The organism is Stenotrophomonas sp. NLF4-10 (assembly GCF_022359915.1).
Classification (GTDB): domain Bacteria; phylum Pseudomonadota; class Gammaproteobacteria; order Xanthomonadales; family Xanthomonadaceae; genus Stenotrophomonas; species Stenotrophomonas daejeonensis.
This window is the reverse complement of sequence record NZ_JAKSEE010000003.1, coordinates 250,704-264,585: the sequence shown is the minus strand read 5'-3', so window position 1 is coordinate 264,585 and position 13,882 is coordinate 250,704. Positions and strand designations below refer to the sequence as shown.

The window sequence follows — 13,882 nt, the reverse complement described above, 5'->3', positions numbered from 1 at the left end:
CACATATGTGCTACTTTGATTCGGAATCACTGATCCGACGGAGTAGCTCTTGAGCACCACCACCATCCGCCTGCCCGACGATCTGAAGGCCCGTGTCGCCGAAGTGGCGAAAGAAGCCGGCATGACGCCGCATGGTTTCATCCTGGAAGCGATAGCCGAGAAAGCGGCGCTGGCCGAACGCCGCGCCGACTTCGAAGCCGAGGCGGAGCGACGCCATGCCGGGATCGCCGCGTCGGGTAAAACCATTCCCTGGGACGAGATGCGCAGCTATCTGGAGCGTCGGGTGACGGGCCAGGCCGCCCGGCGCCCTGCTGTTCGCAAGCTGGCGAAATAGCAGTGACGCGGATTGAACTGGCGCCGGAGGTCGGGGAGGATTTCGAGCGCATCCTCGCCCATCTCGAACAGCACGATGCCGGGCAGCGTATGGCAAGGGTGGGCGCAATCATCGAAGCGATCAACGTACTCGAGACCAGCCCGCTGATCGGCCGCCCCTGCAGCAAGGACATGCGCGAACTGGTCATCGGTCGCGGCGCACGCGGATACGTGGCCTTGTACCGTTATGTCGCCGGCATCGACACCGTGCTCGTGCTTGCGATCAGGGCGCAGCGCGAAGCCGGGTTCGTGCGCTGAATCGGACTCAGTCCGCGATGCCGGCCGCCGCCACCCACGGCTCGCGCTGCAAGCGCTCGGCAAGGTAATCGATCAATCGCTGCACCCGCGCCGGGCGGCGCAGGCCGGGTGGGGTGACGATGTGCAGGGCGATGGGTTCCCCCTGCCAGTCGTCCATCGCCATGGCGCCCGTGTCGCCCACGGTCAGTCGCCTTGTCGTCCCGGCATCATCAGGATCACCAATGGCGCGCATGCAGCCTGCGCACAACCCATCAGGCGTGTTTCATCGCCACTGCGCCAGATGCTGGTGGCGGCGGCATTGATCTCGAACTCCCACACCTTTCCCTCGGCCTGAGCTTGCCCCTTGATTGAACATGGCAGCCAGTCGTAGTCATGCAGCTGTCCTTCGCGCAGCCTCGTACTCAGCTGGAACAGCGAGGCTACCTGCTGCTTGTCCAGCGACCATGTCCGGCAGGCCGCCTCTTCGCTGGCCATGTGCGGGGTACCGGGCGCGGGTTGATAGACCGATGTCGAGACTTCGATGACGTTGAAGGGTGCAGGGATGTCATCGATGCGGGCCGGCTGCTGGCATGCCGGGAGTATCGGGAGCAGGAGCAGGAGGCAGGGCCGGCGCATACAGGTCAGCACCCTCGCCGGGCGTTTTGCGCGAGATGGCATCGTGGTGATAAACGTCATGGTCAGTCAGTCCGAAGTTGCGTTGCAGGATGCCTACCAGTTGTTGGATCGAAGCGGTCTGCTCGGGCGTCGGGGCTTCCCAGGTCCGCGTGGCCGGGACGTAACGGGCGACGACCTCGATGCCGAGGCTGTCGCCATTGGTGGGGTAGCGCTCGGGATAGGGACGGGTCGCTTCCACGCGGCTGACGGCCTTGACCGCTCCGGCTCGCCATTCCGCCTGGCCGGCACGTGCATGTTCAAGCTCGCGTTGGTCCCCGGGGACGAGGGTGCCCTCCACTTCTCCTCGTGAACGGATGGCTCCCACATGCCAGGCCTGTCGGTCCACGCGGATGGTCTGGTGGATGGTGCCGTCCTTGTCGATCAGGAAATGCGCACCGGTGCCGCCAGGACCGGTGCGCCATGCGTTCAAGGTGCTGGCGGCGCTGCCGGATTCGGTGCGGTGCAGGACGATGCCGTTTGGCCGGGGCATCGCGCCATGCTGGATCTGCGGGACGGGGGTGTGGAGGATGCCCGGATCCGTCAGGAAGCCGTCCTGCCCAACACTGGTTTTCAGTCCGTAGGCCGACAGCGATTGCCGGGCCGGACGATTGGCGCTTTCCAATGAAGTACGGAAGCGGAATGCCGCCGGATCGGCGCTGTGGCTGTGGTATCCCTCTCGCGGCAAGGCGAACAGCGAGGGCTGCGGGGCAGCCGGGTCACCGGCAATTATCCGGTCGATGTCCCGGGCGTCGATATGTGGCTGGCGGTTGCGGATGTCCGCATACAGCGCGGCTGCGAGGTTGGCGCCATGTTCCGGGCTCCAGCGCTGCAGTTCCCGTACACCATCCAGGATGCGTTGGTACATCGCGTGATCCGGGTGCAGTGGGTCATCGGGAAAGCGCGTTGCAGGTGCTTCAGCCATTGGGATCCCTCCTTGGGTCGATGGCGGCCGAGGCCAAGCAGATATCACCCGCGGTGGGTACGGTCAAACTTCAATCATTCCGGATGTCGCCGCCCGTTGCCCACGGCTCGCGTTGCAGGCGCTCAGCGAGATAGTCGATCAATCGCTGCACCCGCGCCGGCCGGCGCAGGCCGGGCGGGGTGACGATGTGCAGCGCGATCGGTTCCACCTGCCAGTCGTCCATCGCCGTTTCCAGCCTGCCGTCGCGCAGGTCTTCCCAGACCAGGAACTCCGGTTGCAGCGCCAGCCCGAGGCCGTCGCGCAGGGCGGCGGCGAACACCTCGGCGTTGTTGGCCTGCAACGCCCACGGCACGGTCTGCGCGAACTCGCCGTGGCGGCGGTGGCGGAAGCGCCAGCCGTTGCCGCCGCGGGCGAGGCTGTAGTGGAAACCGCGGTGATGGGCGAGGTCGCGCGGGTGCTTCGGCCTGCCGTGCTCGGCGAAATAGGCCGGTGCGCCGACCAGCAGGATGCTCACCTGGCACAGCCGCCGTGCGCGCAGGCTGGAATCGGCCAGCGTGGCGATGCGCAGCGCCAGGTCGAAGCGTTCGGCCACCAGGTCCACCTGCGCGTCGCCCAACTGCACGTCCAGTTCCACCTCCGGGTATTGGCGCATGAAGTCCGGCAGCAGCGGCGCCAGCCGCGCCACACCGAAGGACATCGGCGCGGCCATCCGCACCCGCCCGTGCAGGGTGGTGGAGCGATCGACCACCTCGGCTTCCACCGCCTCGCCCTCGTCGAGGATGCGCGTGGCGCGCTCCAGCGCCGCCTCGCCGGCGGCGGTCAGCGACATGCGCCGCGAGGTACGGTGGAACAGGGTGGTGCCGATGCGCGTTTCCAGCCGGGTGATGGCCTTGGACACGGTGGCCTGCGACAGCCCCAGCGCTTCGGCGGCGCGGGCGAAGGAGCCGGCCTCGGCGACCTTGGCGAAGATCGCCCAGGCTTCCAGATCGGGGAGCGGGTTCATGGTGGCAGCCCTGGTGGGTCTGTAGATCATCGCACGAATGGAAATGATGCATTTCCATTCATTCCATTCCATCGATAGTGGCGCCTGCCTAGACTGGCCCCCATCGCAACCACCCATGCAGGAGAACGCCATGATCGAGCGTCGCCCGTTTGCCAGCCTTGGCGGTGCCAACCACGGTTGGCTGGATGCCAGGCACCACTTTTCCTTCGCCCAGTACCACGACCCGGCGCGCCTGCACTGGGGCGCGCTGCGGGTATGGAACGACGACACCATCCAGCCCGGCACCGGCTTCCCGCCGCACCCGCACGCGGACATGGAGATCGTCACCTACGTGCGCGAAGGCGCCATCAGCCACCAGGACGACCAGGGCAACAAGGGCCGTACCGAGGCCGGCGACGTGCAGGTGATGAGCGCCGGCAGCGGCATCCGCCATGCCGAATACAACCTGGAGCCGGGCGTGACCCGCATCTTCCAGATCTGGATCATCCCGGACGCGCGCGGCGGCGCGCCGTCGTGGGGCGCCAAGCCCTTCCCCAAGGGCGAGCGCTCCGGCCGCTTCGTCACCCTGGCCAGCGGCATGGCCGGCGACGACGACGCACTGCCGATCCGCGCCGACGCCCGCGTGCTGGGCGCGACGCTGAAGGCCGGCGAGAGCGCCGAATACCACTTCGGCGACAGCACCCGCCACGGCTATCTGGTGCCGAGCAGCGGCAAGGTGGAAGTGGACGGCGTGGTGCTCGACGCCCGCGACGGTGCGGCCATCACCGATGTGCACAGCATCCGCGTGCGCGCGCTGGAAGATGCCGAGCTGGTGCTGGTGGATACCGCCGCCTGAGCGGCAGCATCGCCGCAGGCGCGGATGAAGCAATGGCTGCAAGTGGGCAGTCCGTCGCAGGTGCGGCGGCTGCCTTTGCCGCCATACTCCGGTGCTACTGCCACCGTTTCGTATCGCAACTACATGCGCGACTTTCTCTACTACGCATTGCTGCTCCTGCTGGGATTCGCCTGGTACCGGTTCGGACAGCAGCAGCTCCGAAAAGAACCCTTCGACGAAAACGGCGCACCTACCCAGGGGCTGGTGGGGCCGGTGGGTTTCCTGATGACGACGGGCGTGGCGGGCTATTGCCTGTTCGCCGTCCTGCGCGCATTGGTGCGAGGCGAAGTGCCATGCGTCGGCAAGGGCTGCGCCGGGCAGGTCTATACCTTGGCCACTAATACAAGTGCGTACTGGGCCAACGTCTTCTTCATGGTGTGGTTGGTGCTTGCCCTGGGCTATGCGTTGTACGTGACGCTGAAGATCTGGTTCCGCAAATAAGCCGCGATGCGGCTGTAACTGCTGTGATTCGTATCGCTTCCGGTTTGGTCGAGAATTACCGGAACGAGCACGAGGTGCATTTTCGCCACGAGCAACCGCTCAGGTTCCCAGACCCAAGAAGTCGTGCAGCCGTTGCAGCTCGTCGTCCAGCGCCTGCTTGAACCCGGCATCGCGCGGTGCACGGCCCGCCACGTAGCCGAGGTCGTGCTGCAAGCACCCATCGACGACCTTCAGGTTGCCCCAGCCAATCACTTCATCGCGCCACAGCAGCGGCAGCGCGTAGTGGCCGCGCACGCGCTTGTGCGCCGGGGTGTAGGCCTCGAAGCGGTAGGCCCAGCCCCACAGCAGCTCGAAGCGGCGGCGGTCCCACACCACCGGGTCGAACGGCGCCAGCAGGCGCACCTGCGACGGGATGCGCCAGCCGCGCGCCGGGTCTTCGTCGCCGGGCCAATGCCAATCCACGCCATCGATGCGCGCATGCGCGAGCCACTGCTTCGCGCGCGCCAGCGTGGCCCGGCGCAGGTCCTGCCATTGCGGCGCGGCGCCGGCCAGCATGTTGACCAGCTGCGACAGGCTGGCCGCCGGCAACGGCGCGTATTTCCGCACCAATGCATCGGCCATCGCATCCATCGCGGATTGCGGGTCGGTGCTGGCCTGCCACGGCATGGCCAGCGCATAGACGCGGGTGCCGCTGTCACGGCGGACCACGTCGAGATGGCTGCGGTAGTGCAGGCCGTCCAGCAGCTCGGTGGACAGGCGGCTGTTGCCGCCGAACCAGTTCCGCACCGGGCCGTGGCCCAGCGCGGCGTCCACCTCGGCCGGATGGGCCTCGCCAAGCCGTTCGACCTCGGCCAGCACCGCATTGGCCAGTTTCCAGCGCGGCGTGTCCCACACGCGGCGCGCGCTGCGCGGGTGCATCAGCGCGCGCAGCGCCGGGGTGAGGAAGCCGTAGTTGATGAAGAAATCTTCCTGCAGCGGCAGCCGCGGGTAACGGCGTTCCAAATCACCAGCACGGTAGCCCTTGACCCGGTGGCGCAGGGTCAGGTCCTGCGCGCGGGCGGGTGCGCGCAGCGGGTCAGCCTGCACGAAGCCGCCGAGCCGCTCGACGGCGGCCATCAGCGTGGTGGGCGGGAACAGGCTGCGGGCGACGGCGTGGCGGCGCAGCGCGGCAAGGTCGAGTCGGGCAGGCATGGGGCAGGTGCGGCGCGGTGCGTTATCCGCGACGGGCGGCTTCGATCTTCGCGATGTCGATCCGGGTCATCTCCATCATCGCCTCGAACGCGCGCCTGGCCGCCGCCGGGTCGGGATCGGCGATGGCGGCGGTCAGCGCGCGCGGGGTGATCTGCCATGACAGGCCCCACTTGTCCTTGCACCAGCCGCAGGCGCTGGGTTGGCCGCCGTTGCCGACGATGGCGTCCCACAGGCGGTCGGTCTCGGCCTGGTCGTCGGTGGCGATCTGGAACGAGAACGCCTCGCAGTGCCGGAACGCCGGCCCGCCGTTCAGGCCGAGGCAGGGGATGCCGGCCACGTTGAACTCCACCGTCAGCACGTCGCCCTGCTTGCCGGCCGGGTAGTCGCCGGGCGCGCGGTGGACGGCGTGGACCGCGCTGTCGGGGAAGGTTTCGGCGTAGAAGGTTGCCGCGTCCAGCGCGGTGCCGTCGAACCAGAGGCAGACCGTGTTCCTGCTGACCATTGCGCAACTCCCGTACCGAGGCGGTGTGAGCGGGAAGACTACTTCAGATGAAAGGAGGCGGTCAGCGCCGTAGGAGCGACGTGAGTCGCGACGCGGTTTTCCCTGCAAAGCCCCGGTCGCGACTCACGTCGCTCCTACGGGGATCAACAGGGAGATGTATTACGGCAACTTCTTGCGGCGTGGGCTGCCGGTGCGCGGGGGTTTGCGTGGGCTAATGGCGTCGTCGGCGTCGGTACTGCCGCCCAGCTGCTCCAGCCACGTCAGCGTGTCGGCATAGGCGATGAAATGCTGCAGGTAGTCGGGGCAGACCTCGCGCATCAGCGCCATCGCGCGGTAGGTCAGCACAGTGGAATGCAGCGGGCCGGCGTCTTCGGGCAGGCCGTCCAGGCATTGCCGCAGCAGGCTGTCGATGCGGATGCGGCTCCACAGCTGCTGGAACTCGTCCAGCAACGGCATGGTCGATGGCTCGGCGGCGGGCGCGGGTTCGCCGGCATCATCGGTGCGCGGTGTGGATGCCGTCTGCGGCATCGCGTCCAGTCGCGATGCGTTTGCCAGTTGTTCCAGCAGCGGCTTGAACGGGCTTGCGCCTGTTTCGACGCCGCGCGTTCCTGCTTGTGGTGGATGGGTGAGCAGGTCGGCATAGGCATCGGCCAGCACCTGCAAGCGTGCATCCAACTGCTTCCGCACGGAGCCCTCGTGCCGTGCCGCATGCTGCGCCAATGCGTCCATCAACGCGAAGCGCGACGGATCGACGCGATCCGCGCCTTGCGCGCGCCACGCATCGAGCCGTGCGCGGATGCCGGCAGTTTCAGCGGGCATCGGCCTTGGCATCGGAGGTGTGGCGCGGGATCGGCGCGATCTCGACGCGGCGGTTCTTGGCGCGGCCGGCTTCGTCGTCGTTGGAGCTGACCGGCTGCTCGGCGCCGAACGCGGCGGCGAACACCGATGCCGACGGCACGCCGTCGGCGATCAGGGTGCGGGTGACGGTGAGCGCGCGCGCGGCGGACAGTTCGAGGTTGTCGGCGAAGCGGGCATTGCTGGCGCGCACCGGCTGGTTGTCGGTGAAGCCGCTGACCATCAGGATTTCCTCGCGCGCGCGCAGGTAGTCGCGCAGCGGGGCGGCGATGCTCTGCAGCAGTTCGCGGCCTTCCGGCTGCAACTGGTCGGAGTTGAGCGCGAACAGCACGCTGCCGCTGATGCCGATGCGGCCATTGATGACGGTGACGCGGCCGGCGGCCAGTGGCGCGGCCAGTGCTTCTTCCAGCGACTTGAGCTTGGCCGCCTCGGCCTGCCGCTGCTGCACTTCTTCATCCAGCTTCTTGTGCAGCAGCAGCTGGATGCCGATGACGCTGGCCAGGATCAGCACGAACGCGCCCAGCAGCACCGACATCAGGTCGCCGAACGCGGCCCAGGTGGTCGCGCTGGACTCGGCGTCGAACTCGATCTCGTCGCTCATGCGCCCGTGGCCCCCTCACGCGCGCCGGCCAGTTGTTGCAGCTCGCCGATGATCTGCTTCTGCGAGAGCATGCTCAGCTCGATCACTTCGCGCGCCTGCGCCACGTAGTAGGCCAACTGCTCGTCGCTGCGCGCCAGCGACTTGTCCAGCGCCGCCTCGATGGCCTGCAGGCGTTCGTTCAACGCCGCGGTGGATGCGCCGAACGATTGCACCGCGCCGCCGAACACCTCGCCGAGGCTGGCCACCTCCACCGCGCTGCCGGTGACGTGCGCGGCGGCGGCATCGAGCCTGCCGGCCTCGCTTTCGACCTGCGCGGTGAAGCGGCTGCCGACGCGCTCCAGCAGTTCGGCCGAGGTGGACACCAGCGCGTCGATGGCGCCGCGCTGTTCGTTGGAGGCATGGTTCACCGCGTCGAGCAGGGTCTGCACGGTGTGCAGCAGGCGGCTGCGTTCCTCCAGCGTGGCGGTGTCGCGCACCATGCTGTCGGACAGTTTCTGCCGCAGCTCGGCGACTACTTCGGCAGCGGCGCGCGGCGCTTCCGATGCGGTGGCGACCAAGCGTGCGATCTCGGCCAGCGTGTCGCGGGCGTGGGCCTGCGCCTGTTCGTTGATCGCCTGCGTGGTCTGCGCCAGCGTGTCGCAGATCTGCTGCTGGCGCTGGGCGACCTGCTCGCCGCTGCGTTGCAGTTGCGTGTCGAGCGTGGCGATGCTGGCGTCCAGCGCCTGCGACCAGCCTTGCAGCCGCTGCGCGTCGCGTGCTTCCAGCGTGGTTTGCAGATGCTCGTGCGAGTGCTGCACGGCGTCCACCAGCGTGCGCGCATGGCTTTCAAACGTGGCCGACGCGGCGGCCAGCGCCTGTTCATGGCGCTGCGCCAGTGCGTCGTGCGCTGCGTGCTGCTGCGCCAATGCGTCGCCCCATGCGCTGGCGGTGCGCGCGGTGTTGTCTTCCAGCCGCGTGGCGACGCCATCGAGCAATGCCGCCGAGCGCTGCTCGAAGGTGCCGGTGAACTGGTGCAGCGCCTGTTGCAGGCCGTCGGTCAGCGCGGTGTTGCCACGCTGCTGTTCGGCAATGGCGGCGCTCCAGCTTTCGCGCGCGGCATTGGCGGTGTTCTGCACGGTGGCGTTCAGGCCGGCCAGTTGCTGCTGCACGGCGCTTTCGATGGCGGCGTGCAGCACGTTGGCGCGTTCGGCCAGCCTGGCCATCGTGGTTTCGACCACCGGTTGCAGGGCCGCGCCGACGGCGTTGGCCTGCTGGGCGATGCCCTCGCGCAGGGCGTGTTGCAGGGTGCCGGCCAGTTGCGTGTAGGCCGCTTCGCTGCGCTGGTGGAACTGCCGCTGGTCGGCATGCAGGCGTTCGCCGCTGCTTTGCTGCTGGCGTTCCAGCGTGTCGGCCAGCGTTTGCAGGCGCTCGACCAGCACCGGCATCAGCGCATTTTGTTGTTGCAGCAGGTGCAGGGTCTGCCCGTGCTGGAAGGCGCGCGAATGCTGCGCCAGATGCGCGGCGATGCCGGCATCCAGTTGTTGCACCGCTTGTGCGCGTTCGCGGCGCAGCAATGCCGACAACAGGCCCAATGCGGCGGAAGTCGCTACGCCGGCAATCGAGGTGCCGAACGCGAAGCCCAGGCCCTTGACCGGCGCGGCCAGCGAGCTGCGGATGGCGTCCAGGTCGGTCGCGCTTTCCAGCGCCATGCCGGTGCCGCGCAGCGTCGCCATCATGCCGAGCAGGGTGCCGAGCATGCCCAGCAGCACCAGCAGGCCGACGAGGTAGGGCGTCAACGCGGGGGCCGGCAGGCCGATGCGCTCGCCCTGCGCGCGCAGGCGCACGGCGTTGCGCAGGCCCGGGTGCAGGCGCGACAGCCAGCCGTCGAGGTTGCCGGCGGCCTCGTCGATGGACGGCAGCGCCTGCGCCAGCGTGGCGGTGGCCTGCCGGTAGCGCAGCAGTTCGTAGGCACCAACGAGATAGCAGGCGGCGATGACCGTGGCGACCACCGCCGCCAGCGGATGGGTGCCGGCGTAGCCGATGCCGATCCAGCACACGGCCAGCAGGCCGGCGAGGAAAACGAGGAGGACGATGAAGTTTCTGGGCATGGATGCGGGTTACCGGGTGCGCAGCGCTGCGAGCAGGCCGTCGATGGGGTGGAAGCGGATCTCCAGTTCGGCCAGCAGCGCGCTGCGCATGTCCTGGCGGAAGCGCGCCAGCCACGGGCCGGCGGGAGTCGCGGGAGTGTCGTCGGCCGATGCGTCGGCATCGGCGGGGTCGGGTGCGCCGGCATCGCGCAGGCGCTGGAAGTGCTGGCCGAGCAGGCCGGGGACGATGGCCAGCAGCGCCTGTTCACGCGGGCTGAGGGTGGCCTCCATCACCGCGTCCACCTCGGCCAGCCGCGCCTTGGCCGGCGACTGCCGGGCGAGCATGTCGCGCATTTGGCCGCGCAGCTGGCCGGTGGCCGCCTGCATCGCGCGCTGCATGGCCAGGCAATGCTGGCGGTAGGGCAGGAAGCTGGGGTCGATGGCCGCCGCGCTGGCGTCCTTGCGCCTGGGCGGGGCCAGGTCGATGTCGGCGTCGATGGCGTCCAGCAGGCTGCGGCGCACCCGCGCGCATTCGGCGTCGTGGGCGTCGTCGAAATCCGCGCCGGCCCCGGCGTCGGGCAGGCGGCCGTCCAGCGCGCGCGACAGGGTGATGGCGCGGTTCCAGTCGAACCACTGCGCCAGCCGCTCGGTCAGCACCGGTGGCGTGCGGGGCAGGTCTGCGTCGCCGAAGCGGGCCAGCAGGCGAATGAACGCCGGGCCCAGCACGGGCGCCCGTGGGGAAGCTTTCGCCATTGTGCCGACTGGGGAAAACCGCGGATTTTACACGGCAACGGGGGAAGGCGGCCGGGCCGGGGGACCTGCCTGCCGTGGCAGGCACGGGGTGCGGCAGGATGCCGCAGTGTTGTTAATGATTCGTATTTGATACAATTCGTGACATCAGCCGCTGCGCCCGCAGTCAGCCAACTTCTCCTTCGATCAGGTTGGCTTCCGTGCGCTCCCTCCCCCCCACTTCCGCTTTCCGGCCGGCCATGCTGTCGCTGGCCGTCGCCCTGTCCCTGTCCTCGTTCGCCGCCGGCGCGGCGTCGCCCGAAGCCGCGCCGGCGGCCGACGCGCAGACGCTGGACACGGTGCAGGTCAACGCCTACCGCGTCACCACCCACACCTCCGGCGCGACCAAGACAGATGCGTCGATCGCCGAGACCGCCAAGTCGGTGTCGGTCATCGCCCGCGAGGAGCTGGACGCGCGGGGCGTGCAGAACCTGAACGAAGCCATGCGCTATGTCGCCGGCGTATCGCTGGAGAGCAGCGGCATCGACAACCGCGTCGATGATTTCCGCATCCGTGGCTACGATGCCGGCAGCTGGAGCAACAACGTCACCATCGACGGCATGCGCGCGCCGCAGGGCAGCCAGTGGAACCGCAGCATGGTGGACAGCTGGAACCTGGAGCGGGTGGAAGTGCTCAAGGGACCCTCGGCGGTGATGTACGGCCAGGTGGCTCCGGGCGGCATGGTCAACCAGGTCAGCAAGACGCCCGAGCCGGGGCAGGCGCAGGTGGTGCGCGTGGGCATCGACGGCAATGGCCAGTACAACGCCGCTTTCGACGTCGGTGCCGGTACCGCCGATGACCACCACCTGTTCCGCCTCGTGGGCCTGTACCGCGACGGCCAGACCCAGATCGACCACACCGAGCAGCAGCACTGGTTCCTCGCCCCCAGCTACACCCTGCAACTGGCCGAGCGCACCCGCCTGACCCTGCTGGGCCTGTACCAGAAGGACGATGGCGGCTCGACCTACCAGTTCCTGCCGATGGACGGCACGCTGCTCCCAACACAATACGGGCGGATGAAGAACACCACCTTCATCGGTGAGCCGGGCTGGAACACCTTCGACCGCGACATCTGGACCGCCGGCTGGTTGTTCGAGCATGGCTTCAATGACCACTGGACGTTGAGCCAGAGCGCGCGCTACACCCATGTGGAATCGGTGTTCCGGACCGTCGTCACCAGTGGGCCCCTCAATGCCGATGGCCGCACCCAGAATCGCCGCGCCACTTGGGGCGAAGGCGAATCGAAGGGAAAGACCGTGGATACCCGGTTGACCGGGAAATTCGCCACCGGCGCGGTTGAGCATACGGTTCTGCTGGGCGTGGATTGGCAAAGAGCCGACTGGGAGGGCGCGCGTGGAGCAATGCTCAACCCCGCCAGCATCGACATCTTCAACCCGGTCTACAGTGCCTATGCTCCGGTCACCACCGGCATCGGCTACTCCGGCGGCGTCAACGAGCAGACCGGTGCCTATCTGCAGGACCAACTGGCACTGGGCAAGTGGCGCTTTACCGTCGGCGGTCGCTACGACTGGACCGATGACGATACGTTTACCCGCAGCTACAACGCGGTGACCGACGTTTCCGGCCCGACGATACCCACGCGGGTGGAGAATGAAGCCTTCACCGGCAATGCCGGCCTGCTGTACGTGGCCGATAACGGCCTGTCGCCGTACCTGAGCTACTCCGAATCGTTCCAGCCGTCGGGTTCCAACGCCAACATGAGCTGGGACGGCAGCCCGTTCGATCCGGTCACCGGCAAGCAGTGGGAGGCCGGCGTGAAGTACCAGCCGGCTGCATTCGATGGCCTGCTGACCATGTCCGCCTACGATTTGCGGCAGCAGAACATCCTTACCAACGACCCCTTGCATGTCACCGGTTGCGGCATGGCCGGGACAAGCCAGTGCCAGGTGCAGGACGGTGAGGGTCGGGTGCGTGGCATCGAACTGGAGGGACGCGTCACCCCGCTGGAGGGCTTCAGCGTGATCGGCGCGGCCAGCCGCATGGATTCGGAGATGATCCGCAGCAACAACGGCTATGCCGGCAAGCAGTTGCCGATGGTGCCGGACTGGACGGCGGCATTGTGGGGCGACTACACCTTCCGGGAAGGGGCGCTGTCCGGCCTGAGCCTGGCCGCCGGCGTGCGCTACAACGGGCGGAGCTACGGTGACAGCGCCAACCTGTACCGCATCCCGTCCTACACGTTGTGGGATGCGGCCATCCGCTACGACGCCGGCCAGCATGGTGCGGTGGCCACGCAGTTCGCCATCAACGTCAGCAACGTGGCGGGCAAGACCTTCGTGTCCACCTGCAGCGGTACCTCCTCGTGCTTTTACGGCACGGGGCGCACCATCACCGCCAGCGCGCGTTTCAGCTGGTGATGCGCATTGCCTGCACCGGCCTGGCGCTGCTGCTGGGCGTGGCCGCAATGGCCACGCCTGCGGTCGCGCAGCCGGGCCGCGCGCGCCCGGTGGGCACCACCGTGGCCGATGCCGAGGTACCGGGCTGGCGCTGGCAGGAAACCCGCGTCACCTCGACCGACGGCCTGCGCCCGTACCGTGTGCGGGTGGCGGTGCCGGAGCGGCCTGCACCGGCCGATGGCTTCCCGGTGGCCTACCTGCTCGACGGCAATGCCGCACTGATGGCGACCGATGCGGCGTTGCTGACGCGGCTGGCGGCGGCGCCGCGGCCGCCGGTGATCGCTTTCATCGCCCATGACAACGGCCTGCGCATCGACGGCGATGCACGCGCGTTCGACTACACCCCGCGCCGCCCGGGCGATGAGGCAGCGCAGCGCGACGTGCTGGGTGGGCGACGCACCGGCGGTGCCGATGCGTTCCTTGCGCTGATCGAACGCACCATCGCCCCGCAGGTGGAGGCAATGGCGCCGATCGACAGCAGCCGGCGCGCGCTGTGGGGCCACTCCTACGGCGGCGTATTCGTGCTGCATGCGCTGTTCACGCGCCCGGATGCGTTCAACGTCTACGCCGCCGCCGACCCGTCGCTATGGTGGGGCGATGGCCAACTGCTGCGCGAGGAGGCCGGAGCCGTCGCCGCTTCCGACCCGGTCGCGGTGCTGTATCTGTGGGCCGGTGGTGGCGATGCGGCAATGGCTTCGCTGCGCGTGCCGGAGCCGGGTCGCGCCCCGGCCCCGCCGAATGCCTTCCAACGTGCGCGCACCAGCCTGCCGGCCACGGCGACGGAGGACATGGCCGCCCGCCTGCGCGCCCGTGGCCTGACCGTGCACTGGACGCCGCTGCCCGGCCTGTCGCACGGGCAGACGCTGGGCGCCTCGCTGCCGCTGCTGCTGGAGGCGCTGTCCGGCGCCTCCGTTGCCACGCCCTGACCTCCCCCCGC

16 protein-coding genes are annotated in these 13,882 nt (G+C 68.5%); 6 read left to right on the top strand and 10 right to left on the bottom strand.

Annotated elements, in window-relative coordinates; all coding sequences use genetic code 11:
• The first annotated feature begins 49 nt into the window (after window positions 1–49).
• Both MIC98_RS01295 and MIC98_RS01290 read left to right on the top strand, forming a co-directional pair.
• Window positions 50–334 carry a ribbon-helix-helix domain-containing protein gene (locus MIC98_RS01295; RefSeq protein ID WP_239735028.1) on the top strand — a complete coding sequence of 95 codons (285 nt, stop codon included), beginning with the start codon at window positions 50–52 and terminating at the stop codon, window positions 332–334.
• Between the two features lie 2 nt (window positions 335–336).
• Window positions 337–630, top strand: coding sequence for a type II toxin-antitoxin system RelE/ParE family toxin (locus MIC98_RS01290; RefSeq protein ID WP_239735027.1), 294 nt, complete (start codon window positions 337–339; stop codon window positions 628–630).
• Window positions 631–637: 7 nt separating this feature from the next.
• Here MIC98_RS01290 and MIC98_RS01285 read toward each other — a convergent pair whose 3' ends face one another.
• From MIC98_RS01285 to MIC98_RS01270, 4 genes are all read right to left on the bottom strand, one after another.
• Window positions 638–811, bottom strand: coding sequence for a hypothetical protein (locus MIC98_RS01285; protein WP_239735026.1), 174 nt, complete (start codon window positions 809–811; stop codon window positions 638–640).
• 2 nt (window positions 812–813) lie between these two features.
• Entirely contained in the window at window positions 814–1,104 is a 291-nt protein-coding gene (locus MIC98_RS01280; protein WP_057640431.1) for a hypothetical protein, read from the bottom strand.
• Window positions 1,105–1,174: 70 nt separating this feature from the next.
• Window positions 1,175–2,206: a peptidoglycan recognition family protein gene (locus MIC98_RS01275; RefSeq protein ID WP_239735025.1), complete on the bottom strand. Its 1,032-nt coding sequence runs from the start codon at window positions 2,204–2,206 to the stop codon at window positions 1,175–1,177.
• A 70-nt stretch (window positions 2,207–2,276) separates the two neighbouring features.
• Entirely contained in the window at window positions 2,277–3,209 is a 933-nt protein-coding gene (locus MIC98_RS01270; protein ID WP_239735024.1) for a LysR family transcriptional regulator, read from the bottom strand.
• A 130-nt stretch (window positions 3,210–3,339) separates the two neighbouring features.
• Here MIC98_RS01270 and MIC98_RS01265 point away from each other — a divergent pair, with 130 nt between their 5' ends.
• Window positions 3,340–4,044: a pirin family protein gene (locus MIC98_RS01265; RefSeq protein ID WP_239735023.1), complete on the top strand. Its 705-nt coding sequence runs from the start codon at window positions 3,340–3,342 to the stop codon at window positions 4,042–4,044.
• A 24-nt stretch (window positions 4,045–4,068) separates the two neighbouring features.
• Window positions 4,069–4,524 (top strand): hypothetical protein, encoded by a 456-nt coding sequence (locus MIC98_RS01260; protein WP_211258175.1) that lies wholly within the window; start codon window positions 4,069–4,071, stop codon window positions 4,522–4,524.
• Window positions 4,525–4,623: 99 nt separating this feature from the next.
• On the opposite strand, the gene MIC98_RS01255 is transcribed toward MIC98_RS01260, so the two are convergent.
• The 6 genes from MIC98_RS01255 to MIC98_RS01230 form a co-directional block, all read right to left on the bottom strand.
• Window positions 4,624–5,715, bottom strand: coding sequence for a crosslink repair DNA glycosylase YcaQ family protein (locus MIC98_RS01255; protein WP_239735022.1), 1,092 nt, complete (start codon window positions 5,713–5,715; stop codon window positions 4,624–4,626).
• A gap of 22 nt (window positions 5,716–5,737) precedes the next feature.
• Entirely contained in the window at window positions 5,738–6,217 is a 480-nt protein-coding gene (locus tag MIC98_RS01250; RefSeq protein ID WP_239735021.1) for a VOC family protein, read from the bottom strand.
• A gap of 159 nt (window positions 6,218–6,376) precedes the next feature.
• Entirely contained in the window at window positions 6,377–7,036 is a 660-nt protein-coding gene (locus MIC98_RS01245) for a DUF2894 domain-containing protein (RefSeq protein WP_239735020.1), read from the bottom strand.
• Window positions 7,026–7,673 (bottom strand): OmpA family protein, encoded by a 648-nt coding sequence (locus MIC98_RS01240; RefSeq protein ID WP_239735019.1) that lies wholly within the window; start codon window positions 7,671–7,673, stop codon window positions 7,026–7,028. Before MIC98_RS01240 ends, MIC98_RS01245 begins: the two co-directional genes overlap by 11 nt.
• Window positions 7,670–9,760, bottom strand: a complete 2,091-nt coding sequence (locus tag MIC98_RS01235; RefSeq protein ID WP_239735018.1) for a DUF802 domain-containing protein — start codon at window positions 9,758–9,760, stop codon at window positions 7,670–7,672. The genes MIC98_RS01240 and MIC98_RS01235 overlap by 4 nt, the downstream gene beginning before the upstream one ends.
• Window positions 9,761–9,769: 9 nt before the next feature.
• Window positions 9,770–10,492, bottom strand: a complete 723-nt coding sequence (locus MIC98_RS01230) for a DUF3348 domain-containing protein (RefSeq protein WP_239735017.1) — start codon at window positions 10,490–10,492, stop codon at window positions 9,770–9,772.
• 197 nt (window positions 10,493–10,689) lie between these two features.
• Here MIC98_RS01230 and MIC98_RS01225 point away from each other — a divergent pair, with 197 nt between their 5' ends.
• Complete coding sequence (locus MIC98_RS01225) at window positions 10,690–12,906, top strand: TonB-dependent siderophore receptor (RefSeq protein ID WP_239735016.1); 2,217 nt, start codon at window positions 10,690–10,692, stop codon at window positions 12,904–12,906.
• The gene (locus MIC98_RS01220; RefSeq protein WP_239735015.1) at window positions 12,906–13,871 is read left to right on the top strand and encodes an alpha/beta hydrolase-fold protein; all 966 of its coding nucleotides are present in this window, start codon (window positions 12,906–12,908) and stop codon (window positions 13,869–13,871) included. Before MIC98_RS01225 ends, MIC98_RS01220 begins: the two co-directional genes overlap by 1 nt.
• Window positions 13,872–13,882: the final 11 nt, after the last annotated feature.

Coding starts and splice junctions, on each gene's coding strand:
- MIC98_RS01280 (WP_057640431.1), bottom strand. CDS start 1,104: ATGGCCAGCGAAGAGGCGGCCTGCCGGACATGGTCGCTGGACAAGCAG.
- MIC98_RS01275 (WP_239735025.1), bottom strand. CDS start 2,206: ATGGCTGAAGCACCTGCAACGCGCTTTCCCGATGACCCACTGCACCCG.
- MIC98_RS01270 (WP_239735024.1), bottom strand. CDS start 3,209: ATGAACCCGCTCCCCGATCTGGAAGCCTGGGCGATCTTCGCCAAGGTC.
- MIC98_RS01265 (WP_239735023.1), top strand. CDS start 3,340: ATGATCGAGCGTCGCCCGTTTGCCAGCCTTGGCGGTGCCAACCACGGT.
- MIC98_RS01260 (WP_211258175.1), top strand. CDS start 4,069: ATGAAGCAATGGCTGCAAGTGGGCAGTCCGTCGCAGGTGCGGCGGCTG.
- MIC98_RS01255 (WP_239735022.1), bottom strand. CDS start 5,715: ATGCCTGCCCGACTCGACCTTGCCGCGCTGCGCCGCCACGCCGTCGCC.
- MIC98_RS01250 (WP_239735021.1), bottom strand. CDS start 6,217: ATGGTCAGCAGGAACACGGTCTGCCTCTGGTTCGACGGCACCGCGCTG.
- MIC98_RS01245 (WP_239735020.1), bottom strand. CDS start 7,036: ATGCCCGCTGAAACTGCCGGCATCCGCGCACGGCTCGATGCGTGGCGC.
- MIC98_RS01240 (WP_239735019.1), bottom strand. CDS start 7,673: ATGAGCGACGAGATCGAGTTCGACGCCGAGTCCAGCGCGACCACCTGG.
- MIC98_RS01235 (WP_239735018.1), bottom strand. CDS start 9,760: ATGCCCAGAAACTTCATCGTCCTCCTCGTTTTCCTCGCCGGCCTGCTG.
- MIC98_RS01230 (WP_239735017.1), bottom strand. CDS start 10,492: ATGGCGAAAGCTTCCCCACGGGCGCCCGTGCTGGGCCCGGCGTTCATT.
- MIC98_RS01220 (WP_239735015.1), top strand. CDS start 12,906: ATGCGCATTGCCTGCACCGGCCTGGCGCTGCTGCTGGGCGTGGCCGCA.